The sequence below is a fragment of the Labilibaculum sp. K2S genome, assembly GCF_030372765.1.
In the GTDB taxonomy this organism is placed as follows: domain Bacteria; phylum Bacteroidota; class Bacteroidia; order Bacteroidales; family Marinifilaceae; genus Labilibaculum.
The window spans coordinates 1-23,154 of sequence record NZ_JAUCMW010000027.1 but is presented as its reverse complement, the minus strand read 5'-3'; the positions used below and the strand labels follow the sequence as shown (position 1 = coordinate 23,154).

General features: G+C 35.8%; 19 protein-coding genes. 11 read left to right on the top strand and 8 right to left on the bottom strand.

Translation table 11 applies throughout. From position 1 onward, the window contains the following. Positions 1 to 89 precede the first annotated feature (89 nt). From QUH73_RS19185 to QUH73_RS19160, 6 genes are all read left to right on the top strand, one after another. Positions 90 to 1,421 (top strand): PhoH family protein, encoded by a 1,332-nt coding sequence (locus QUH73_RS19185; RefSeq protein ID WP_289532059.1) that lies wholly within the window; start codon positions 90 to 92, stop codon positions 1,419 to 1,421. A 136-nt stretch (positions 1,422 to 1,557) separates the two neighbouring features. Continuing rightward, a complete protein-coding gene (locus QUH73_RS19180; RefSeq protein WP_289532058.1) occupies positions 1,558 to 2,463 on the top strand; it encodes a Ppx/GppA phosphatase family protein in 906 nt (301 codons plus the stop codon). 126 nt (positions 2,464 to 2,589) lie between these two features. After that, the gene (mtaB, locus tag QUH73_RS19175) at positions 2,590 to 3,924 is read left to right on the top strand and encodes a tRNA (N(6)-L-threonylcarbamoyladenosine(37)-C(2))-methylthiotransferase MtaB (RefSeq protein WP_289532057.1); all 1,335 of its coding nucleotides are present in this window, start codon (positions 2,590 to 2,592) and stop codon (positions 3,922 to 3,924) included. An 11-nt stretch (positions 3,925 to 3,935) separates the two neighbouring features. Then, a complete protein-coding gene (locus QUH73_RS19170; protein WP_289532056.1) occupies positions 3,936 to 4,736 on the top strand; it encodes an inositol monophosphatase family protein in 801 nt (266 codons plus the stop codon). A gap of 51 nt (positions 4,737 to 4,787) precedes the next feature. Next, positions 4,788 to 5,669 carry a lysophospholipid acyltransferase family protein gene (locus QUH73_RS19165; RefSeq protein ID WP_289532055.1) on the top strand — a complete coding sequence of 294 codons (882 nt, stop codon included), beginning with the start codon at positions 4,788 to 4,790 and terminating at the stop codon, positions 5,667 to 5,669. Between the two features lie 32 nt (positions 5,670 to 5,701). After that, positions 5,702 to 6,724, top strand: coding sequence for a glycosyltransferase family 2 protein (locus QUH73_RS19160; RefSeq protein WP_289532054.1), 1,023 nt, complete (start codon positions 5,702 to 5,704; stop codon positions 6,722 to 6,724). Positions 6,725 to 6,740: 16 nt separating this feature from the next. On the opposite strand, the gene sugE is transcribed toward QUH73_RS19160, so the two are convergent. The 3 genes from sugE to gldJ all read right to left on the bottom strand — a co-directional run bounded on the left by sugE (position 6,741) and on the right by gldJ (position 9,977). Then, positions 6,741 to 7,067, bottom strand: coding sequence for a quaternary ammonium compound efflux SMR transporter SugE (gene sugE, locus QUH73_RS19155; RefSeq protein ID WP_289532053.1), 327 nt, complete (start codon positions 7,065 to 7,067; stop codon positions 6,741 to 6,743). Positions 7,068 to 7,069: 2 nt separating this feature from the next. Further along, entirely contained in the window at positions 7,070 to 8,359 is a 1,290-nt protein-coding gene (locus QUH73_RS19150; protein ID WP_289532052.1) for a UDP-N-acetylmuramoyl-tripeptide--D-alanyl-D-alanine ligase, read from the bottom strand. Positions 8,360 to 8,453: 94 nt separating this feature from the next. Then, entirely contained in the window at positions 8,454 to 9,977 is a 1,524-nt protein-coding gene (gene gldJ, locus QUH73_RS19145) for a gliding motility lipoprotein GldJ (protein WP_289532051.1), read from the bottom strand. A 360-nt stretch (positions 9,978 to 10,337) separates the two neighbouring features. Here gldJ and porU point away from each other — a divergent pair, with 360 nt between their 5' ends. The 4 genes from porU (at position 10,338) to QUH73_RS19125 (ending at position 16,357) form a co-directional block, all read left to right on the top strand. Beyond that, entirely contained in the window at positions 10,338 to 14,117 is a 3,780-nt protein-coding gene (gene porU, locus QUH73_RS19140; RefSeq protein ID WP_289532050.1) for a type IX secretion system sortase PorU, read from the top strand. 58 nt (positions 14,118 to 14,175) lie between these two features. Next, positions 14,176 to 15,354 carry a type IX secretion system outer membrane channel protein PorV gene (porV, locus tag QUH73_RS19135; RefSeq protein ID WP_289532049.1) on the top strand — a complete coding sequence of 393 codons (1,179 nt, stop codon included), beginning with the start codon at positions 14,176 to 14,178 and terminating at the stop codon, positions 15,352 to 15,354. 1 nt (position 15,355) lies between these two features. Next, entirely contained in the window at positions 15,356 to 15,832 is a 477-nt protein-coding gene (gene ispF, locus QUH73_RS19130) for a 2-C-methyl-D-erythritol 2,4-cyclodiphosphate synthase (protein WP_289532048.1), read from the top strand. A gap of 165 nt (positions 15,833 to 15,997) precedes the next feature. After that, the gene (locus QUH73_RS19125; protein ID WP_289532047.1) at positions 15,998 to 16,357 is read left to right on the top strand and encodes a CoA-binding protein; all 360 of its coding nucleotides are present in this window, start codon (positions 15,998 to 16,000) and stop codon (positions 16,355 to 16,357) included. Between the two features lie 35 nt (positions 16,358 to 16,392). On the opposite strand, the gene QUH73_RS19120 is transcribed toward QUH73_RS19125, so the two are convergent. The 5 genes from QUH73_RS19120 to QUH73_RS19100 all read right to left on the bottom strand — a co-directional run bounded on the left by QUH73_RS19120 (position 16,393) and on the right by QUH73_RS19100 (position 20,286). After that, a complete protein-coding gene (locus QUH73_RS19120; RefSeq protein WP_289532046.1) occupies positions 16,393 to 16,716 on the bottom strand; it encodes a thioredoxin family protein in 324 nt (107 codons plus the stop codon). Positions 16,717 to 16,875: 159 nt separating this feature from the next. Next, the gene (locus QUH73_RS19115) at positions 16,876 to 17,712 is read right to left on the bottom strand and encodes a zinc ribbon domain-containing protein (protein ID WP_289532045.1); all 837 of its coding nucleotides are present in this window, start codon (positions 17,710 to 17,712) and stop codon (positions 16,876 to 16,878) included. Positions 17,713 to 17,717: 5 nt separating this feature from the next. After that, the gene (locus tag QUH73_RS19110) at positions 17,718 to 18,812 is read right to left on the bottom strand and encodes a Nif3-like dinuclear metal center hexameric protein (RefSeq protein WP_289532044.1); all 1,095 of its coding nucleotides are present in this window, start codon (positions 18,810 to 18,812) and stop codon (positions 17,718 to 17,720) included. A gap of 19 nt (positions 18,813 to 18,831) precedes the next feature. Continuing rightward, on the bottom strand, positions 18,832 to 19,167 hold the full coding sequence (locus tag QUH73_RS19105) for a MerR family transcriptional regulator (RefSeq protein ID WP_289532043.1): 336 nt from the start codon (positions 19,165 to 19,167) through the stop codon (positions 18,832 to 18,834). Positions 19,168 to 19,317: 150 nt separating this feature from the next. Further along, positions 19,318 to 20,286: a M23 family metallopeptidase gene (locus QUH73_RS19100; RefSeq protein WP_289532042.1), complete on the bottom strand. Its 969-nt coding sequence runs from the start codon at positions 20,284 to 20,286 to the stop codon at positions 19,318 to 19,320. A gap of 130 nt (positions 20,287 to 20,416) precedes the next feature. Here QUH73_RS19100 and alaS point away from each other — a divergent pair, with 130 nt between their 5' ends. Beyond that, positions 20,417 to 23,050, top strand: a complete 2,634-nt coding sequence (alaS, locus tag QUH73_RS19095; RefSeq protein ID WP_289532041.1) for an alanine--tRNA ligase — start codon at positions 20,417 to 20,419, stop codon at positions 23,048 to 23,050. Positions 23,051 to 23,154: the final 104 nt, after the last annotated feature.

Sequence of the window (23,154 nt, the reverse complement as noted above, 5' to 3'; positions counted from 1 at the left end):
AACAATTTAAGCAACAGTAATTTACAATTATGATAAAGTAAAGCCCGGCACTAAACGCCTGTAGAAATTAACCTCTAACACCATTCATTATGGCAAAACTCAAAAAGGTTTTCGTTCTTGATACAAATGTTATTCTTCATGATTTTAATTCAATTTACAATTTTGAAGAAAATGATGTTGTTATTCCCATAACTGTTCTGGAGGAACTGGATAAATTTAAAAAAGGGAATGATCAGATTAATTACCACGCACGTGAATTCAGTAGAGAATTAGACCGTATATCCGGAGACCTGCTCTTTGCCGCCGGTGTTCCTCTAGGAAAAAATCTGGGTAAATTATCCGTTGAAACGGGAAAAGAATTTTCTCCTCAAATGAAAAGCTCGTTTCAAGAAAACATCCCTGACCACAGAATTCTGGCTATAGCAGAGTATCTACACAACCACCGCAGCAAAAAAAAAGTCATTCTGATTTCCAAGGATATCAACCTTAGAATGAAAGCAAAATCTTTAGGCATTCCTGCAGAAGATTATAAAAACGATCAGGTTAAGGATCTTGATGACGTAATTAGCCTGGGAATAACAACCCTTGAAGATTTTAATGATGAGAAGATCACTTCTCTATACAAATCAAACGAAGGAATTCCTGAAAAAGAATTTGGACTTGAAAAACCAATTAAAGGTCATGAATATTTTATTCTGAAAAATAATTCATCAAGTGCGCTTGCACATTTCGATCCGATTGAAAAAATAATATCCAGAGTTGAAAAACCAAATGCCTACGGAATTTATCCCAGAAATGCAGAACAGACTTTTTCCATGCATGCTCTCATGGATCCAAAAATATCCTTAGTTGCATTAACCGGACGAGCTGGAACCGGAAAAACATTAGTCGCTTTGGCTACTGCTCTTCAGCAAATCGACATGTACGATCAAATTTTCCTTGCCAGACCAATTGTTGCTCTGGCCAATAAAGACCTTGGCTATTTACCAGGCGATGCCAAAGAAAAAATAGGACCTTACATGCAACCTCTTTTCGACAACCTGAGTGTAATCAAGCATAAATTTAACGTCCATAGTAAAGAGTATCTCAGAATTGACGAACTTTTAAAGGATGAAAGATTACAGATTACTCCATTAGCATACATCAGAGGAAGAAGCCTTTCAAATACATTCTTCATTGTTGATGAAGCTCAAAACCTTACTCCTCATGAAATTAAAACAATAATTACACGTGCAGGAGAAGGTACTAAAATGATTTTCACAGGTGATATTGAACAAATAGATTCACCTTATCTGGATAAAAAATCAAATGGTTTAGCATACCTTTCAGACAGGATGCAGGGACAGGATATATTTGCTCATGTCAACTTAATAAAAGGAGAAAGAAGTCACCTTGCAGAACTGGCAAGTCACCTCCTATAAATCTATTTATTGCATTACTGGGAAATTTCATTTAAATTATATTCCTGAATATGTACATTTGACCGTAAATAAGGTGTTCCATGAAATTGAATCATATGACATATCTTCGCTCACTGAAAATCTAAATATACTCTTTATGAAAATAATGAAATTTGCCGCCATAGATATCGGATCAAATGCCATCCGGTTGTTATTTATGAATGTGCTTGAAGAAGGCGGTAATGCTCACTTTAAGAAATCATCATTAGTAAGGGTTCCAATTCGTTTGGGAACTGATACTTTTATAGATAAGATCATCTCTGCAGATAAAGCCGGGAAATTAATTAAAAGCATGAAAGCATTTCGCAACCTTATGGATGTTCATGAGGTTGTGAATTATCGCGCTTGCGCAACATCAGCAATGAGGGAGGCTGTTAATGGTGCTGAGATTATTCAAAGAATAGAGAATGAATCAGGGATAAAAATTGATGTTATCAATGGAAAAGAAGAAGCAAGCATTATTTTTGATAATAGAATTGCAGATACTCTCGATCCAAGCAAAGATTATTTATATGTTGATGTTGGTGGTGGCAGTACCGAATTAACTCTTTTTTCAAAAGGGATTTGTAAATTCTCCGCGTCATTTAATGTAGGAACTATTAAAATTCTTCGGGACTGTGTCCCTAAAGATGAATTTGTTCGTATAAAAGAATGTTTATTGGATGTATGTCCTAACTGCGAAAACATTGAAATTATCGGATCCGGTGGTAACATCAACAGATTAGTTAAACTCGCCTCACCAAAAAAGGAAAAATTTATTACATACCAAGAGTTTAAAAGCATTTACTACGACCTTAAACAATACAGCTATCAGGAATTAATGATTAACTTCGACATGAATCCTGACCGAGCTGATGTTATCATTCCTGCTGCAACAATTTTCCTAAGTATTATGGAATGGGCAAATGCAGACAAGATACATGTACCCAAAATTGGAGTTACCGATGGTATTGTTCATCAGTTGTATAAAGAATATATTTCCAACAGTCTTGTATTGGGGTAAAAAAGTAATTCTTTTTCCTAAATTTGCGCTTTAAATAATTTATATATTTTGAACTATTTCAAATTAAATTTGAGGTAGTTCATTTATTTTAGCTAGAAGCTGAATATCAGCAAGAAGGGAAAAACTATGTTACAAGGTAAAAAAGTAGCATTCTACACATTAGGATGCAAACTTAATTTTTCGGAAACCTCTACAATTGGCCGTTCATTTAAAGAAATGGGCTTCGAAACAATTAAGCATACAGAGAAAGCTGATATTTACATCATAAACACTTGTTCTGTAACAGATCATGCCGACAAAAAATGCAGACAAGCCATTAAAAAGGCAATAAAGACCAATGCTAATGCATTTATTGCCGTAATTGGATGCTACGCGCAGCTTAAACCTAATGAAATTATCGCGATTCCAGGAGTTGATCTCGTTTTAGGAGCTAATGAGAAATTCAACATCTGCAAATACATAGATCATCTTGAGAAAAAAGGCACCGGAGAACTGCACCCATGTGAAGTAGAGTCGGTTAAAGATTTTCATTCTTCCTATTCAATGGGAGACAGAACCCGTTGTTTTCTTAAAATTCAGGACGGATGCAACTATTACTGCACCTATTGTACCATCCCATTCGCCCGAGGCAACAGTCGAAACATGAGCATTAAAGAAACGGTACAACAAGCAGAGGACATTGCCAAGCAAGGCGCAAAAGAAATTATCCTAACAGGAGTAAATATCGGCGATTTTGGAAAAAGTACGAACGAAACATTTCTGGATTTAATTAAAGAGCTTGAAAAAGTGAAAGGAATCAGTCGTTTCCGGATCTCGTCCATTGAACCCAACCTTCTAAGCAACGAGATTATTGATTTTGTTGCCCAATCAGAAAAATTTGTCAATCATTTTCATCTTCCTCTTCAAGCTGGATCCAATAAAGTTTTAAAACTTATGAAGAGAAGATACGATAGAGAATTATTTGCTCAACGGATTGAAAAAATTAAATCTTTACTTCCTGATGCCTTCATTGGTGTTGATGTAATTGCCGGAAGTCGTGGTGAAAGTGATCAAGATTTCGAAGATGCATATTTATTCATCAAAGAATTACCCATTAGCCAACTACATGTATTTCCTTACTCGGAAAGACAAGGCACCAAAGCTCTTGAAATCAAAGAAGTTGTTCCTATTCCAGAAAGAAAAAGAAGAGCTAAAATGCTGCAAATCCTTTCTGAGAAAAAATTAAATGCATTTTATCAGGAAAATTTAGGCAAGACAGAAGAAGTCTTGTTCGAATCCTATAATGACAGTGGAAAAATGTATGGATTTACAAAAAATTATATAAAAGTTGAAATTCCGTATAACCAAAAGCTTAGCAACGAACTAACATTTGTTAACTTGCAGGAGGTAAATTCGAATGGCAATGTTTCAGGTTCTGTTATTGACAAAATACGATTCAACCTAAAGCCCATTTTGCAATAAATTATAAAAGCATGATCAATCTTAAAGAACTTTGTTTTAAAACAAATGACATAGCCCGAAAAGTTGGCCTTTTCATAAAAGAACAGCAAAGCAAAATAAAATCTGATGTTGTAGAAGTGAAAGGAATACACGATTTTGTAACCTATGTTGATAAAACGGCGGAAGAAAAAATTGTTGCCGAATTGAAACTGATTCTTTCCGATGCCGGATTTATTGCTGAAGAAGGAACAGAAACCTATCAGGCAGAACGTTACAACTGGATTATTGATCCTTTAGACGGAACAACAAATTACATTCATGGATTATCCCCTTTTGCTGTTAGTATCGCTCTACAGGAATACGACGAAATTATACTGGGAGTAATATATGAAATTAGCCTTGACGAGTGCTTTTATTCGTGGAAAGGAGCATCAGAAGCATTCTTAAATGGAAAAACAATTACCGTATCGAAGGCCAATTCGATTGACTCCAGCTTAATTGCAACAGGTTTTCCCTATTCCAATTACGACCAATTAAAAACATTTATGGCTTCTTTGGAATACTTCATAATTAATTCACACGGCGTTCGTCGCCCCGGTTCTGCAGCCACCGATTTAGCTTATGTTGCCTGTGGCAGATTTGAAGCTTTTTATGAATATAGTCTTCAGGCCTGGGATGTTGCTGCCGGCTCATTTTTGGTAAGCCAAGCTGGCGGGAAAGTCTGCGACTTTAAAGGAGGTAAGAATTTCATATTTGGAAAAGAAATTATTGCCAGTAATACAATGGTTCACGATGAGTTTAAAAGTGTTGTGATTAAACACATGATAAAATAACTTGCTGTATTTTCCTGCTTTCAGCAGATCATAAAAACATACTTCATTATAATGATAAAGCTTTTTTCCTATATGGTGTATGGTGTGGTAAGACTAATAAGTTACTTGCCATCTTCAATACTCTATTTCATTTCAGACATTCTTTTTCTTTTTGTTTACCACATTTTTAGATACCGAAGAAAAGTTGTTACCTCGAATCTTAAAAACTCATTTCCTGAAAAATCTGAAAACGAAGTCAAGGCAATACGAAAGGAATTTTACTGTCATTTCTGTGATACATTTATTGAGACCATAAAACTTTGGACAATTAGTGAAGAAGAAATTAGAAAGCGCTGCAAATTTATCGCCCCGGATATTCTCAACATATATAAAGCCTCTGGTAAAAGCATTGTAATTGTATTTGGACATTATGGGAATTGGGAGTGGCTGACATCCATTAATTTATGGATAGATGCATATTACCTTCCCATCTACAAACCTCTTCATAATAAGGTTTTTAATAAAATGTTTTTGCAAATAAGAAAACGATTTGGAGCCAGACCATTAGCTAAAAATGATACTTTGCGAACCATGATTTCCTATCGAAATCAAAATAAATTTACAACTACTATTTTTATCGGTGATCAAACACCAAACAAAAGCAACCTCAACTACTGGACCAAATTTCTCAATCAGGATACTCCTGTTTTGCTGGGCACTGAACGAATCGCAAAAAAACTTGATCAGCCAGTAATTTTTGTTCACATGAAGAAAATAAAAAGAGGGTATTACGAAGTACACTTTATTCCTCTTTTTGATAATCCTAAAGATACAGCTGAGTTTGAAATCACTGAAACACACACACGTGTGCTGGAAAATATTATCAAAGAGGAGCCTGCATACTGGTTATGGTCTCATAAACGATGGAAACACACAAAACAAAACTCACAATAAGTAATTATATTGTAATACATCAGTGAAAGAAAATGAATAGAATTGGAATTGTAATACTAAACTGGAACGGGAAAAAATTATTGGAAACATTCCTTCCTTCGGTCGTTGCTCACTCAAATCGGGAATGGGCTGATGTTATTGTTGCAGATAATGCATCCAGTGATGATTCCATAGCATTTTTAGAAAAAGAATATCCCAATCTTCAAGTTATTCAACTGGACAAGAATTATGGATTTGCTGATGGTTACAACAAAGCATTGGAGCAACTTTCACATACTTATTTCGTTCTTTTAAATTCGGATGTTGAGGTTACAGAAAATTGGCTTGACCCAATTTATAATCATCTGGAAAAAGATCCAGGCATTGCAGTTGCACAACCCAAGATTAAAGCTTATCACAATAAATCAGAATTTGAATACGCTGGCGCTTCTGGAGGTTTTATAGATTATTTAGGTTATCCATTTTGCCGGGGAAGAATACTGGATCAGATCGAAAGTGATCGCAATCAATACAACTCAGAGCTTGATATTTTCTGGGCTAGTGGTGCCTCTCTCTTCATTCGTGCCGACGTTTATAAAAAATCAGGAGGATTGGATGGTGACTTTTTTGCTCACATGGAAGAAATTGATTTGTGCTGGAGAATAAAAAATCAGGGACACCGGATAATCGTAGAACCAAAATCGACAGTCTATCATGTTGGCGGAGCGACTTTACCAAACCACAGTTCAAAGAAACTTTATCTAAATTTCCGCAACAATCTATTCATGTTGCATAAAAATCTGCCTAAAAATAAATTTTGTTACATTCTCCTGCAAAGGATGATATTGGATGGTATCGCAGCGATGAAATTTCTTTTGAATGGAGAATTTTCAAATTTTGCTGCTGTTTTTAAAGCTCATCTCTCCTACTATTCCATGTTCTCAAAAATGAGAGAAAAACGCAAAAAAATGATTCCTTTTGTCACAAAAACAGGTCACAAGGAAATGTATAAAAACAGTATTATTTTTGATTTCTACTTGAGAAAGAAAAAACACTTCTCAGATATTGCCTTCTAAAATTAAGAATTATTAATTAGTTCGCGGCAGTGAATTTAAGACCAATAATCGACACCAAAAGTAGAAGTAAAAAGAATATTCTTGAGAAGTGAATTGGCTCGCTGAATAAAACAACGCCCAAAATTGCCGTTGTAAATGCTCCTATTCCTGTCCAAACAGCATAAGCAGTTCCAACTGGTAATGTTTTTATTGCCAACGCAAGAAAATACAAACTTATCGCCATTGCAACAATCGTAATAACACTAGGCCAAAGCTTAGTAAACCCTTCGGCATATTTAAGCCCAATGGCCCAAACGGCTTCAAACAATCCTGCAATAATCAAATATACCCACGCAATAGCCATAGTTACAACTTATCAATTACCTGTTCCAAACGAATTCCTCTTGATCCTTTAATCAGAATATACTGGTTCAGCAGTTCTGTCTTATCAAGTTCCTTTATTAATTCGGAAGTATTTTTAAAGGTTTTGAACTGCTCATTAGAATTCACTTCTGTAAAAATATCACCAACTAAAAATACCGATTGCAATTGTCTATCCTGAATCAACTGCAATAAATCCAAATGTTCTTTGCGGGCATCAGAGCCCAATTCCAACATATCACCCAGGATAATAACCTTATTTTTCCTCGACATACCTGCAAAATTCTCAATTGCAGCCTTCATACTGGTAGGATTCGCATTATATGCATCCAAGAACAGTATGTTTTTCTCTGTTTTCTTCAATTGAGATCTATTGTTGCTGGGCACGTACTTTTCGAGCGCTTCCTTTATCTCAATCTCATCGATTTTAAAATATCGTCCTATAGTTACAGCCACTAAAGCATTTTCAAAATTATAGGCGCCGATCAGTTTTGTTTTAATATACAATTTGCCAATTGCTGATCTTATTTCTAAAACCAGATATGGTTCAGCCTGCAGAAATTTCGCCTTAGAAAATGCATTCTCCGAATTTCCATAGCTAATAAATTCCTGATCATTCAACATTTCAGTCAAGTAATCGTTATCAGCATTAACAAACACCTTTCCCCCATTCTTAAAAAGGAAGTCGTACAACTCTTTTTTTGTTTTTATAACACCCTCAAATGAACCAAATCCTTCCAGATGTGCTTTTCCAACATTCGTTATGATTCCATAATCAGGTTCAGCAATTTCGCATAACTTCTGAATCTCTCCAGGATGATTAGCTCCCATTTCGACAATCCCAAATTCAGTCTCTTTATTCATAGAAAGCAGAGTTAACGGAACACCAATATGATTATTGAGATTCCCAATTGTTGCTGCCGTTTGAAACTTTCGTTTCAAAACCTCATGAACCAATTCTTTTGTGGTGGTTTTCCCATTAGTTCCCGTAATGGCAAGAATCGGAATATTTAGTTGTCTTCTATGTTCTTTGGCTAAATCCTGAAGTGTCGACAAAACATCATCCACCAAAATAAAGCGATCGTCTATTGCATATTCATCTTCATCTATAATGGCATACTTACACCCCTTTTCTATTGCGACCAAAGCAAATTCATTCCCATTAAAATTATCGCCTTTCAAAGCAAAGAAAATTGAGTTGGGAACAATCTTTCTGGTATCTGTTACGACTATTGGATGCTCCTTAAAAAGAAGGTAAATATTTGACAATTGCATTGTGTTTTCAGATTTAGTTCGATAAACGAAATTAGCAATTTCCAACAAAAAACCCCATCTCTAAAGGATGGGGTTTAAAAATATTTAGAATTAACTACTTTGTTTTTTTATTTGCTGGGTGTCCTACATGAGTCATTGCACATCTAAATCCAACATCGTCACGTGCTTCTTTCTGATTTAAAAAGCGACGTGCACTTGGTGACATCCAGTAGGCACGATCTTTCCAGGAACCACCTTTATACACACGAGAATCATCAGTTACCATAGAACTAAAATCGCTTCCGTTCTGACCTCTGCCTTGAACATACATACGACTTGAACCTGTAGCCTGATGTTCTGGATTATTCCATGTATAATCTGAAACGATACTTGATTCAACATCACCATCCCGATAATTTCTATTATCCGCAGTTTTGTAGTTCTCACGCCCAACCAGCTCTTCATCTTTCTGATTTCTATAACGAATTCTGCCTAAACTATCCTTTTCTGCAATATTTCCTTCTTCATCTCTAACAGCAGTTTTAAAAACATTTCCTCTGTAAGGATTAAATTCCGAAATATCTTCAGGAGACATAGGACGATAAACATCAGCAACCCATTCGCTAACATTACCTGCCATACAGTACAATCCAAAATCGTTAGGCCAAAATGAATTTACAGGAACCGTAATATCACCGGCATCATTTAATGCACCAGCTGTTCCCATATAATCACCACGTCCACGTGCAAAGTTAGCCATCATCTGACCGCGAACATTTTTCTGATCATTTCTAACCCAATGCCCGTTCCAAGGGAAAATCTTGCGGTCTGTAATTCTTTCATCCTGAGAATTTCCAATTAAAGCAACCGCAGCATATTCCCACTCTGCTTCGGAAGGAAGGCGATATTTAGGAAGCAACATGCCATCACTCCATCGAACCGATCTTTCTTCATTATCCGGATTTAAATCCGTTAGATTCTTATTAACAGCACCTTCATACTGTCCAGCCAAATATGCTGCTGTATTAAAATTATTTTCATCGCGTTGAGTAGGATCATTATTTAAAATTCCTTTGTCAATAAGAATTCTTTCATTTACACGATCGGTACGCCATTCGCAAAAATCAACTGCCTGTTCCCAGCTTACACCAACTACAGGATATTCTCCATAAGCAGGATGACGAAGGTAATTATTTACGTAAGGCTCATTGTAAGCAAGTTCATCACGCCAAACCAAAGTATCGGGCAATGCTTTTCTATAAACCTCCGGGTAAGAAACAAATACTCTCTTAATCCAATGTAAGTACTCTAAATAATCAACATTTCGAACCTCTGTCTCATCAATATAAAAAGAAGGAACTGTAACTCTTCTTGGAACATTGTTCCAATCATACATCACGTCCTGTTGTGTTCTTCCCATAGTAAATGTACCTCCCTGAATAAATTTCAGACCAGGACCAGTTTCTTGCTGAAAACCGCTATGATATTCAAAACCCCCATTCTCAGGTTCGTTATAAGCCCAACCAGTGGTTTTAGATTTTTCTCCCTTTCCAACAAGATTTTTCACTTTCGAACAAGATGGTAAAATCATCAGTGAAATTGCAAAAACAAAGAGAATAATGCTCGATTTTAATTTCATAATAGATTGAATGTAGTTTATCTCAAAAATACTTAACTCAACAAATATAACTAAAAGAGTACAGAGTTTATTGTATTTAATTTTACTTTTTTACAAAATTATTTAACATTTCCAACGAATAATTCAGTTCAAAAAAATCACTGATTGCATGTTGCATGACTGCTTAAACATCTCTATCGCCCTAACTGTCTGATACAAAACAAATTTTAAAAAATATCCGGTTCAATCCCCAATAAAAGTCTTCCTTTTATCTTAATATCTTTTCTCGACTTTGTCTTAAGTTTTGCTTATTTTGCATACCTGCAATTCTCGCAAATTGCCAATTTGTTTAATTTAGATGTAAAATACCTGTAATTATTTATGCGTTATCTGGTAATATTATTATTCTCCATTATAAGTGTTAGTTCATTTTCACAAACTACAACTCCAATTAATTTGGATTGGACAGAAAGTTTAATTGTCCATCCTACAGGAGAAAAAATTAACACCCTAACTTTTACAGGAGCTTCTCTAAATGAGAACAACTTTTGGTTGCCGGAATATTCACACCTTCAATTAACAGGTTCAACCAACGAATTATTCACAGTTGAGTTATTTGATACGCAATTCAAATTGTTAAGTTCCACCGAAACGCAAATTTTACGAAATAAAACCATCCCCAATTCCATAAAACCTTCAATTAACACGGTTGTTATTCGAAAACAAAATTACCAACAAGTTAAATTTACGCCCATACGGAAGAATCCTTTAACAGGCCAACTCGAAAAATTGATTCAATTCTCTTTGAAATTTCAAAGAAAAAGTCAAACGAAATCAATAAAACAAAGCAAATCTTACGCAACCAGCTCTGTCCTTCAATCTGGAAAATGGGTGAAAATTGCTGTTGATACAACAGCTGTGCATAAAATTACTTATTCACAACTAATCGAAATGGGGATTTCCAATCCAGAAAATATCCGGATATATGGATCCGGGGGAGGAATGCTTGCCAAAATGAACTCTGAGGATAGTATGGATGATTTACCAAACAATTCCATTTACATGGATAATGGAAGTGATGGTATTTTTAATTCGGGCGACTTCATTCTATTTTATGCCAAAGGACCAAGATCATGGAAATTCAACAAAGCCTCCAATGAATTTGTCCACCAAAATCATTTATATTCTAAATTCTCGCACTATTTTATTAGTTCCGATATGGGAAGTCCGACACTCATTCAATCGGCAGCATCCTTATCTTCCTCTAATATAAATGTTACCGGATTTGATGATTATGCCGTATTTGATCAGGACGACACCAATCTTTTGGAGAGTGGCAGACTTTGGCTTGGGAATACTTTTGATGTTACAACAAATTACTCTTTCAATTTTTCATTCCCAAACCTAAAAACAGGAGCCCCCCTTTCAATTAGTACAAATTTAGTGGCTAGATCATCGTCCGCAACAAAATTCAGTCTGCTTTCCGGAACAAATTCAATTGGTGAAGTAGAAATTCCATCAGTAAATACAGGAAGCTATACGGCCGATTATGCTGCGAGTGTCGAAAAGAAATTCATTAATTTCATTCCTTCATCAGCTAATTTCAAATTGATTATTGACTATGAAAAAAGTTCCCCATCCTCAAAAGGATGGTTGAACTTTCTTCGGGTAAACGCCAGACGCAACTTGGTTTTTACCAGCAATCAGATGGCATTTCGAGATACAGAAACCATTGGTATTGGCAACAAGGCATCATTTACTCTTCAAAATACAAATGATAAAACTCAAATTTGGGATGTCACCACTCCTCAATCTGTAAAATTCATATCTGCAAATTACAGTAACAATACAACATCTTTTACTGCAGATGCAAGTTCTTTAAAAGAATATGTTGCGTGTAACCCAAATAGTGATTTTCCAACACCAACTATTATTGGATCGGTTCAAAACCAAAATTTACATGCTTTGGCTCAAACAGATATGATTATCATTAGTCCTTCCAAGTTTTTGTCTTACGCCAGTCAAATTGCAGATTTTCACAGAACCAAGGACAATTTAAAAGTTACTATTATTGATCCGGAGGAGATCTACAATGAGTTTTCATCCGGTTCTCCTGACGTGAGTGCCATTCGTAATTTTGTAAAAATGTTTTACGATCGATCGACAAATGAAAAGAATCTACCCAAATATCTTTTACTTTTTGGAGATGGCTCATTTGATAATAAATCTGACCGTGAAAACAACACAAACCAAATTCTAACTTATCAATCGGAAAATTCTATAAGTCCGACTCAATCTTTTGTAACTGATGATTTTTTCGGACTACTTGACGATAATGAAGGTGAGGCAACAGGCATGGTAGATATTGGCATTGGACGTTTTCCTGTGAATACTGCTGAAGAAGCACAAATCGTCACCAATAAAATTTTAAACTACAACAATTCAGAGTGGGGAGATTGGAGAAGCAAGATCTGTTTTATCGGAGACGATGAAGACAATAATACGCACATGAGGGATGCTAATAAGTTAGCCGTACAGGTAGAAACTGACTATCCTCAATTTAAAATACAAAGAATTTTCCTTGATGACTATGAACAAATAACAAGTTCTGCCGGACAGGAATATCCTGATGTCAATTTAGCAATCAGCGAAAGCATAAACAAAGGAAGCCTGCTTATGAACTACACAGGACATGGAAATGAGAACGGACTGGCACATGAACACATTCTAATGCTCAACGATATTTTAAGTTGGAAAAACCCAACAAAACTTCCTTTGTTCATGACTGCTACCTGCGAATTCAGCCGTTTCGATAATTACAAAAAACTCTCTTCTGGCGAGATGATTCTTCTTCGTAACAACGGTGGTGGCATCGGTCTGTTCACTACCACCCGGCTGGTTTTTTCATCTCCAAACTTCAGCTTAAACCAAAATTTTTATCATCATATTTTTGATAAAGATTCGGATGGAAATTTTCTTCGTTTGGGTGACATCATGAGAAAAACAAAGAATGAAACCGGATCGGGAATTAACAAAAGGAATTTTACCCTTTTGGGAGATCCGGCTCTTCGGCTGAATTATCCGACTCATTCGGCCAAAACACTTCAGATTAATAATGTAGATATCAGTCAACCTACAGATACTTTAAAAGCTTTGAGTAAGGTTCATATTTCCGGTGATATAATTGCAAACAGCGGTGAGATTTTGAATGATTTTTCGGGAACTGTTTATCCAACTATATACGATAAAGCAACAACTAAATCGACCCATGGAAATGATGGTGAACCATTTGAATACACGGTTCAAAACAGTGTCCTTTTTAAAGGAAAAGCCAGTGTTACCAATGGAAAGTTTAATTTTAACTTTTTCGTTCCTAAAGATATTAATTATCAATATGGAAATGGAAAAATCTCCTACTACGCAAACAGCATGAATGCTGATGCGGCCGGATACACCAATAGTATTGTTGTTGGAGGTACAAACCCAAATGCGGATAAAGATAAAATTGGTCCTGAAATTGAACTTTATATGGACGATGAGCAATTCACTCCAGGCGGTATGACAGGCACATCTCCTCTTCTGTTAGCAATCGTTCAGGATTCCAGTGGCATAAATACTGTTGGAAATTCCATTGGTCATGATATTATCGCCATATTGGATCAAAAAACAGATCAGCCATATGAACTTAACGATTCCTATGAATCGGATCTGGATAATTACCAAAAAGGAAAGATCAGCTACCGACTTTCCGATCTGGAAACAGGTGAACATGAAATTCAAGTTAAAGTTTGGGATAACGTGAATAATTCATCAGAAAATATACTTGAATTTATTGTTGCAGATAATGCCGATCTTATTCTTAAGCATGTATTAAATTATCCAAACCCATTTACAACCAATACTGGTTTTTATTTTGAGCACAATCAAGCCTCCAGAGAATTGGATATTTTAATTCAGATACTCACCATATCCGGAAAATTAATTAAGACCATTGAAACGACTGTAAATTCGTCGAGAAATCGAGTTGGTCCTATTCAATGGGATGGAAAAGACGATTTTGGCAATTCCATTGGTCGTGGAGTTTACTTCTATCGTGTAAAAGTTAGAGCCGATAATGGAAAAGTGGTGAATAAATTTCAAAAATTAGTAATCCTAAAATAATAAAAACCAAATTTAACAGTTTATTGAATATATTTGCAGACTATTATATTAAATCACTATGAACTACAAACTAACTCTAATCACAAGCCTTTTATCCATTTTGCTATTTACAAACATGGAAACAAGTTGGGCACAGACCTCAACATCGGGAGCTAATTACATTTCAACAGCCGTTCCCTTCCTAACAATTACTCCCGACTCCCGTGCAGGTGCGATGGGAGATATTGGTGTGGCTACATCGCCTGATGCGAATTCGATGCATTGGAATCCTGCTAAATTTGCCATGATTGATGGTAACTACGGAGTTGCGGCATCCTATACACCTTGGTTAAGAGACCTAGTTGATGACATGAGCCTTGCCTACTTAACCGGATATTATCGTTTGGATAAGAATCAAGTTCTTGCCTCGTCGCTTCGATATTTTACTTTGGGGGAAATCATATTTTTAGAAAGTGAAAATGCAACACCTGTTTCAAGAAACCCAAATGAGTGGGCTTTTGATATTGCCTATTCAAGAAGATTAACCGATAATCTATCCGGAGCCATTGCATTTCGATACATCCGCTCAGATCTTACCCAAGCTCAATATGTTGCAGGAGTAGAAACTCAGGCCGGAAATGCTTACTCCGCAGATATTTCTGTTTATTATCAGAAGGAATTTAAAAGAAACCGAAAAGAAATACTTTGGTCGTGGGGATTGAATATTTCAAATATCGGTTCCAAAATAAGCTATACAACCGATGATGAAAAGGAGTTTATTCCTACAAATCTTAGACTTGGTTCTGCACTCAAATTTGAATTGGATAATTACAATTCATTAACTATTGCTGCCGATTTTAACAAATTATTAGTTCCAACTCCTGCTAATGGTTCTCTTCAAGATGGTGAAGATAACGGAACCGTTATAGTTGGTGGACAAGCATCTAATAAATCAGTAATGAGTGGTATTTTCGGTTCTTTCTCTGATGCTCCCGGCGGGATGAGTGAGGAATTTAAAGAAATTACATGGTCGATTGGTCTTGAATATTGGTATCAAAAACAATTTGCATTACGCACAGGCTACTATTACGAACACGAAGAAAAAGGAAACAGAAAATATTTCACAGCAGGATTAGGTGTAAAACTAAACATGTTTGATTTGGATTTTTCGTACCTAATTCCTTCAACTCAAAATAATCCGTTAAAGAATACTTTGCGTTTTACACTTACTGCCAATATTGATAAAATTATAAAGTAAGATGAAGATTAGAGTAGGATTTGGTTACGATGTTCATCAATTAGCCGAAGGAGAAGAATTTTGGCTGGGAGGAATAAAATTAACCCATAGTAAAGGTTGCGTTGCCCATTCGGATGGTGATGTATTGATTCACGCTATTTGTGATGCTCTGCTTGGTGCAGCCAATATGCGTGATATTGGATATCATTTCCCGGATACTTCCAATGATTTTAAGAACATTGACAGTAAAATACTTTTGAAAGAAACAGTTAGGCTGATCGCCGAAAAGGGTTTTTCAATTGGAAATATTGATGCAACAATAGCACTACAACAACCAAAAATTAAACAGATAATTCCTGAAATGCAAAAAGTGCTTTCGGATGTAATGGAAATTGATTGGGAAGATTTAGCAATAAAAGCAACAACAACGGAAAAACTGGGTTTTGTGGGTACCGAAGATGGTATTGTCGCTTACGCCACAGTTTTAATCCAAAAATAAACACACTCAGTAGTTTTAATTGGTTAAAAACCTTCCATGAAGTAATTTCAGGAAGGTTTTTTTGCGTAAAATAAAATCCATCTTATCTCTTACTCCTCTTTGATAATTTCTCCATTTTACTATATTTGTTGTATATAGATATATAAATACTTAAACTACTCCACAATGAGAAAGACAGTTGTTATTGGTGCCAGTCTAAACGAGGAAAGATATTCAAATCAATGTGTGCGTTTGCTGCGTGAGCATGATATCGAAACCATTGCTGTTGGAAACAAAGAAGGCAAAATTTCCGACGTTGAAATTAATGTCGGTCGTCCATATGAAAGAAAAGTTGAAACGGTTGCTGTTTACCTTTCTCCAAAAAATCAAGAACCCTATTACGATTACATAATAGGTTTGAAACCTGAAAGAATTCTATTCCCTCCGGGAACCGAAAATCCGGAATTCTACCGAAAAGCAAATGCTTTGGGAATAGAAACAGAAGAGGCCTGTCCTCTGGTAATGCTTCGCACAGGAGTTTATTAGATAACGATATAGAGAGACGCTATGCTTTGGCGTCTCTAATCAAAAAGGAGCCCATAGGTACGTCTGATCTCCTCTTCGACTTGCGTTACACTAATTGCACGGCTTCTGCGTAAAAATTCTTTTCCATCCAAATAAACCAATAAACCTGGATTGGTATATAAGCCTAATTGTGCCGCAATTTCGGGTTGTTGCGAATTATCAACATGAAAAGCTTTCAAATTTGGAAACTGTTCCCTCATCATGCTCTTAAGTTTTGGTGATAACACCTCGCATACTGCACAAGAAGGCGCCGAAAAGTAAATATAAAATGATTCCCTTTTCTCTTTAAGAGCTTCCAATCCGGACAATGATAAGTTCATAACGCAAATTCCGTTTTAAGATAGATTCCAAAAATAATAAAAACACGGGGAAGATTTTTTAAGATGCAGACAATTCGTACAACTGCAACAAAATATTCACATCAAAAAAAGCTGTTTCAAAAAAATGAAACAGCTTTTTATATGATATTAAGAATTGTATTATTCTTTTTTACGAGTTCTTCTTTTTGGCTTTTCAGCTTGTTCAGCTTTTTCTGCTTCCTCCATGCTATTGTCATAATCAACAATAAAACGATCTACCAAAATTCGTCCGCAATATTCACAAACGATAATCTTTTTACGAGAACGAATATCCATCTGGCGCTGAGGTGGAATCTTATTGAAACAACCACCACATGCATCACGCTCAACAGTCACAACTGCAAGACCATTTCTTGCATTTGAACGAATTCGTGAATAAGCTGTTAACAATCTTGGCTCTATTTTTTTTCTATACGAAGCAGACGAAGCAACCAATTTTTCTTCTTCAATTTGAGTTTCTGATACAATTGCATCAAGCTCACCTTTTTTTCCTTCTAAATCAGCTTTTCTATCAGCAAAAACTTTATCTGAGTTTTCAATTACAGCTTTTTTAGTGGCGATTTCCGAAGTAAATTCTTTAATTCTCTTTTCGCACAATTCAATTTCTAAATTTTGAAATTCAATTTCTTTTGAAATAGAATCAAATTCACGATTGTTACGAACATTCATTTGTTGAGCTTCATACTTCTTAATAAGTAATCCCGCTTCTTTAATTTCTTGTTTTTTCTTCGCAACAGTTTCAACTAAATCTTTTACCTCATTATTTAGGTTGGCAATCCTAGTATCAAGACCTGCAATTTCATCTTCCAAATCCTGAACTTCTAATGGAAGCTCTCCCCTTAGCGTTCTAATTTGGTCTACTTCAGAATCAACACATTGCATTTCGTACATTGTGCGCAATTTATCTTCTACTGAAATATCCTTAAAATCTGAAGCCTTTGGATCTTGTGTAGTCATATGTTTTACAAATAATTTATTGGATTCGAATTTATCTCTGAAATATAAACCGCAAAGTTAGGGAATTTTTTTGTAACAATCTCATAAAAAATATCTCTTGTAAATTGTTCACTTTCGTAATGTCCGATATCGGCAATTATTATTCTGCCTTCGGCATCAAAAAACTCATGATATTTAAAATCTCCTGATACAAAAACATCAGCTTTCCGGCTGATAGCCTTACGCAGCAAGGAGCTTCCACTCCCACCACATACTGCAACGGTTTTAATTTTTCTCTTACTAATTTGGGTGTGTTTTACACATGCCGATCCGAATATTTCCTTTATCCTTCTTAAGAAGAAAAGTGGCTCTTCGGGTACTGCAAGTTCACCAATCATACCCAATCCTACCTGCTTGTTGTCATTTTCGAGTCGATAAATATCAAAAGCAACTTCCTCGTAAGGATGATTTTTTAGAAGTGCCGAGCATATTGCTCCCTTTAAATGCTTTGGGAAAATAGTTTCGATACGAACTTCAGGCTCTAAATGCAATTTCCCTTTTTCACCCACAAACGGATCTGTATTCTCTCCGCCTCTAAAGCTTCCTGTGCCTTCAACAGCATAACTGCAGGAATCGTAATTCCCTATGCTTCCGGCTCCTGCTTCAAACAAAGCATCTCTAACTTCTTGAGCAAACTTATTGGGTACAAATGTTACCAACTTATAAAGATCTTCGCTTACCGGAGATAAAATCCTCCTGTTTTGAAGTCCGATTAAATCGCAAATACGATCGCTCACTCCACCTTTTACTGAATCTAAATTGGTATGGGCGGCATAAATTGAAATATTATTTTGAATGGCAAGAATTACTGTTCTCTCAACATAATTACTCCCATTAAACCGCTTTAACCCTTTAAAAACAATAGGATGATGAGCAATAATTAAATTTACCCCTTTCTTAATGGCTTCCTCAACTACACTCTCTATAACATCCAAACAAATAAGAACACCGGCAACATCTGAATCGTAACTACCAACCAGTAAACCTGAATTGTCGTATGATTCCTGATAGGTCAAAGGAGCCATCTCCTCGATAGATGAAACAATATCTCTTACTTTCAATTTCAATAAAATTTACAAATTACAATTCTTCCTTAATTTCAAGAAGAAGGCCTTTAATTTCCTGTAAACGGGTAACAACAGCAAAATTATTCTCAGTATCTTCTTTATTTTCTTTCAACTTGAGCTGAGCTCCTTTAAGAGTCATCCCTCTTTCTTTCACTAAATGAAATATCAAATGAAAATTTTCAATATCCGCTTGTGTGAAAAACCGATTTCCCTTCTTATTCTTTTTAGGTTTTATAATATCAAATTCCTTTTCCCAAAATCGAATCAAAGAAGTATTTACCTGAAACATCTCAGCTACTTCGCCAATGGCATAATATAATTTTTCGATTTTTTTTTCTTTGTAAGGCACCGATGTTACGATTTAAATTTCACAAGCCAAATAAATTGTATAGAAATGAACCGATTAGGACAATTTATCATCTAAAGTAACAAATAAAATGGCACGAAATAATATTTCCCGTGCCACTTTTTTATGCTTTCCTATTTTCTTTCGATAGAACTAATCCATTGTTTGACCAGTGTTAGCAGCGTAAGCAACCATACTGTCATACTCGTCGGCTGTTAAATCGTTAAAAAAATAGTTGATAGGATCAATCGTCTTATTATTCTTCCTTACTTCATAATGGATATGAGGTCCCGTTGATGAACCTGTATTCCCAAGGAAAGCAATAACTTCTCCCCGTCTTACTTTCTGTCCGGCTTTCACGTTGTAGCCATCAAGGTGAGCATATACGGTTTTATATCCAAAACCGTGGTCAATTACAATTTTTTTGCCGTATCCCCTCTCCGTATTCTTATAGCTAACCACACCATCACCAGTTGCATATATTGGCGTTCCAATGGTTCCGTTAAAATCCATTCCATCATGAAATTTACGGGTTTTATAAATTGGATGAATTCTCCATCCGTAACCTGATGAAATTCTTCCAAAATCTTTTATTGCAATAGGCATAATAGCAGGAATAGATGCAAGCATTTTAAACTTGTTCTTTACCATTACTTCAACGTCATCGTAAGATTTGGTCTGAACGTACATCGACTTGGCAATACGATCAATCTTTTTATTGGTTGAAATAACCAATTCTGAATTTTCCAGATTCTCCAAATTACTATATCGGTTTACACCTCCATAACCAGCTTTTCGAATATTGGAATGAATCGGTTCCGCCTCAAAAATTACCCGATAAATATTATCATCCCGTTGCTCAAGATCCGTTAAAACGTTTTGAAGTTTTGCCAACTCTGAATTAAGGCGGGTATATTGTGCAATTAATTGCTGATTTTCACGAATGAGAGATCTCTCTTTTGGAGATCCGAAAAAATAGAACAATACCACAACCATTACAATGGCGAGTACTGAACTTGAAGCCATGTGTTTAAGAACGTTTATTATTTTCGTCTTAAAATTGGCCTCTACTTTTTCGTAACTAATAGACTCTGGGTTAAACCGATACTTAGTCTTCGCCATGTAATATTTTTAGATTTTTTTTACAGAAAAAAGCCTAAACTTTTTCCCTCCACAGCTAACAAAATTAAGGAAATAATCTAACTTTGCAAGCTAAGTCTACAAATCAGATTGATATAAAACATAGTAACACATGAATTCTAACGAAATCAGACAGGCATTTTTGGATTTCTTTGCCTCAAAAAAACATAAGACTGTTTCTTCGGCGCCAATGGTTATTAAAGATGATCCAACTTTAATGTTCACCAATGCGGGAATGAATCAATTTAAGGATATTTTTTTGGGTAACACACCCATTAAATACAAACGAATTGCCAACTCACAAAAGTGCCTGCGCGTTTCAGGAAAACACAACGATTTAGAGGAGGTTGGTCACGACACCTACCATCATACCATGTTTGAAATGTTGGGTAACTGGTCGTTTGGTGATTACTTTAAAGAAGATGCCATCAATTGGGCGTGGGAACTTCTAACCGAAGTATTCAAATTGCCGCAAGATAGATTGTACGCTTCTGTTTTTGAAGGAAGTGCTGATGATAAATTAGGCCGTGATGATGAAGCGGCTGAATTATGGGCTAAATTTCTTCCTGCCGAACAAATTATAAACGGAAATAAAAAAGATAATTTTTGGGAAATGGGTGATACAGGGCCATGTGGACCTTGTTCCGAAATTCATGTTGATTTACGTAGTGATGAAGAACGAAAATTAGTTGCCGGACGTGATTTGGTAAATAAAGATCACCCGCAGGTAATTGAGATTTGGAATCTTGTATTTATGCAATACAATCGCAAAGCAGATAGTTCTCTGGAAGCTTTGCCTCATCAGCATGTTGATACCGGGATGGGATTTGAGCGTTTGTGCATGGCTATGCAGGGAAAAACATCAAACTATGATACTGATGTATTCCAGCCAATTATTCAGACAATTGCAAAAATGAGTGCAAAGGAATATGGAAAAAATGAGGAAATTGATATTGCCCTTAGAGTAATTGCCGACCACATTAGAACCATTGCTTTTGCAATTACCGACGGACAATTGCCTTCAAACAATAAAGCTGGTTATGTAATCCGAAGAATTTTGAGAAGAGCTGTTCGTTACGGCTATACTTTTCTTGGTTTTAAAGAGCCATTTATGTATCGTTTAATTCCGGTACTAATTGAAGTGATGGGAAAACATTTCCCTGAACTGATTAAGCAACAAAACTTAATCGAAAAGGTAGTAATGGAAGAGGAAAACTCTTTCTTAAGAACACTCGAAAACGGAATTCGCCTATTGGATCAAATTATTGATAAAACAAAATCGGAAGACTACAAAGTTGTATCAGGCAAGGTGGCTTTTGAATTGTACGACACCTATGGTTTTCCATTGGATTTAACTGAATTGATTTTGAAAGAAAATGATTTGGTTATTAACCGCAGAGAATTCAATGAAGAAATGGAAGCTCAAAAAAATCGTTCACGTTCCGCAACATCTGTTGATACCGGCGATTGGATTGAGATTTTAAAAGATGACGTAGAAGAATTTGTTGGTTACGATTACCTGACTACTGATGTAAGAATTACCCGTTACCGTAAAATTTCTTCGAAAGATAAAGACCAATATCAAATGGTTTTCAATATCACACCTTTTTATGGTGAAAGTGGCGGACAAATTGGAGATACCGGATACATTGAAGCGAATGAAGAAAAAATCTCTATTATCGACACGAAAAAGGAAAATGGATTAATTGTTCATTTTGCAAAAGAATTACCAAAAGATCCGACTGTTATATTTAAGGCTGTAGTCAGCGAAAGCAAAAGAACTTTAATTGCAAATAACCATACGGCAACTCACCTAATGCACCATGCACTTCGCGAAATATTGGGCGAGCATGTTGAACAAAAGGGATCTCTTGTTAATGCTGATCATTTGCGTTTCGATTTCTCGCATTTTCAGAAACTTACTGAAGAAGAAATTGCCAAGGTAGAAGAAATTGTGAATGTTAAAATTCGTGAGAATATCTCTATCGAAATAAAGAATAACATACCAATGGCTGAGGCTGTAAACCTTGGTGCAATGGCTTTATTTGGTGAAAAATACGGCGATTTGGTTCGTGTTATTAGATTTAATGATTCAGTTGAGCTTTGCGGTGGCACGCACGTAGAGGCCACTGGTCAAATCGGGTATTTCAAAATCACATCGGAAAGTGCGATTGCTGCCGGAGTGAGAAGAATTGAAGCAATTACTGCTGTTAAAGCCGAACAATTTATCAACGATAAGTTGAATACCTTAAAAGAGATTGAACGCATTTTTAAATCAAATCAGAATCTGATTAAGAACATTACTGATTTAATGAATGAGAATTCAGGTTTGAAAAAGGATTTGGATGGGTTCGTAAAAGATCGTTTGAAAATCGTTAAGAATGATTTGAAAGGAAATATCTCGGTAACGAATGATGTTAATATTATTGCTGAATCAATTGCCGTTGCCAGCGCAGGTGATATTAAAGATATCGCATTCCAACTAAAAGGAGAAGTAGACAATCTTGTATTTATTTCGGGCGCCGATTTGGATGGAAAAGCAAACATTACCATCATGTTCTCGGATAATCTGGTAAAAGAATACGATTTAAATGCCGGAGCTATTATTCGTGAAGCTGCCAAAGAAATTAAAGGCGGCGGTGGCGGACAACCATTCTTTGCATCTGCTGGTGGTAAAGATCCTCAGGGACTTGAAAAAGCAATTGAAGTTGCCAAAAAAATGGTTCTTCATAAGATTGAAGCTTAATTACGGACAATTAGCAGTTAGCAGTTAGCAGTTAGCAGTTAGCAGTTAGCAGTTAGCAGTTAGCAGTTAGCAGTTAGCAGTTAGCAGTTAGCAGTTAGCAGTTA

What these genes read in the sequence shown, in the direction of transcription:
- QUH73_RS19185 (WP_289532059.1), top strand. Translation starts at nt 90, where the DNA reads ATGGCAAAACTCAAAAAGGTTTTCGTTCTTGATACAAATGTTATTCTT.
- QUH73_RS19180 (WP_289532058.1), top strand. Translation starts at nt 1,558, where the DNA reads ATGAAAATAATGAAATTTGCCGCCATAGATATCGGATCAAATGCCATC.
- mtaB (WP_289532057.1), top strand. Translation starts at nt 2,590, where the DNA reads ATGTTACAAGGTAAAAAAGTAGCATTCTACACATTAGGATGCAAACTT.
- QUH73_RS19170 (WP_289532056.1), top strand. Translation starts at nt 3,936, where the DNA reads ATGATCAATCTTAAAGAACTTTGTTTTAAAACAAATGACATAGCCCGA.
- QUH73_RS19165 (WP_289532055.1), top strand. Translation starts at nt 4,788, where the DNA reads ATGATAAAGCTTTTTTCCTATATGGTGTATGGTGTGGTAAGACTAATA.
- QUH73_RS19160 (WP_289532054.1), top strand. Translation starts at nt 5,702, where the DNA reads ATGAATAGAATTGGAATTGTAATACTAAACTGGAACGGGAAAAAATTA.
- sugE (WP_289532053.1), bottom strand. Translation starts at nt 7,067, where the DNA reads ATGGCTATTGCGTGGGTATATTTGATTATTGCAGGATTGTTTGAAGCC.
- QUH73_RS19150 (WP_289532052.1), bottom strand. Translation starts at nt 8,359, where the DNA reads ATGCAATTGTCAAATATTTACCTTCTTTTTAAGGAGCATCCAATAGTC.
- gldJ (WP_289532051.1), bottom strand. Translation starts at nt 9,977, where the DNA reads ATGAAATTAAAATCGAGCATTATTCTCTTTGTTTTTGCAATTTCACTG.
- porU (WP_289532050.1), top strand. Translation starts at nt 10,338, where the DNA reads ATGCGTTATCTGGTAATATTATTATTCTCCATTATAAGTGTTAGTTCA.
- porV (WP_289532049.1), top strand. Translation starts at nt 14,176, where the DNA reads ATGAACTACAAACTAACTCTAATCACAAGCCTTTTATCCATTTTGCTA.
- ispF (WP_289532048.1), top strand. Translation starts at nt 15,356, where the DNA reads ATGAAGATTAGAGTAGGATTTGGTTACGATGTTCATCAATTAGCCGAA.
- QUH73_RS19125 (WP_289532047.1), top strand. Translation starts at nt 15,998, where the DNA reads ATGAGAAAGACAGTTGTTATTGGTGCCAGTCTAAACGAGGAAAGATAT.
- QUH73_RS19120 (WP_289532046.1), bottom strand. Translation starts at nt 16,716, where the DNA reads ATGAACTTATCATTGTCCGGATTGGAAGCTCTTAAAGAGAAAAGGGAA.
- QUH73_RS19115 (WP_289532045.1), bottom strand. Translation starts at nt 17,712, where the DNA reads ATGACTACACAAGATCCAAAGGCTTCAGATTTTAAGGATATTTCAGTA.
- QUH73_RS19100 (WP_289532042.1), bottom strand. Translation starts at nt 20,286, where the DNA reads ATGGCGAAGACTAAGTATCGGTTTAACCCAGAGTCTATTAGTTACGAA.
- alaS (WP_289532041.1), top strand. Translation starts at nt 20,417, where the DNA reads ATGAATTCTAACGAAATCAGACAGGCATTTTTGGATTTCTTTGCCTCA.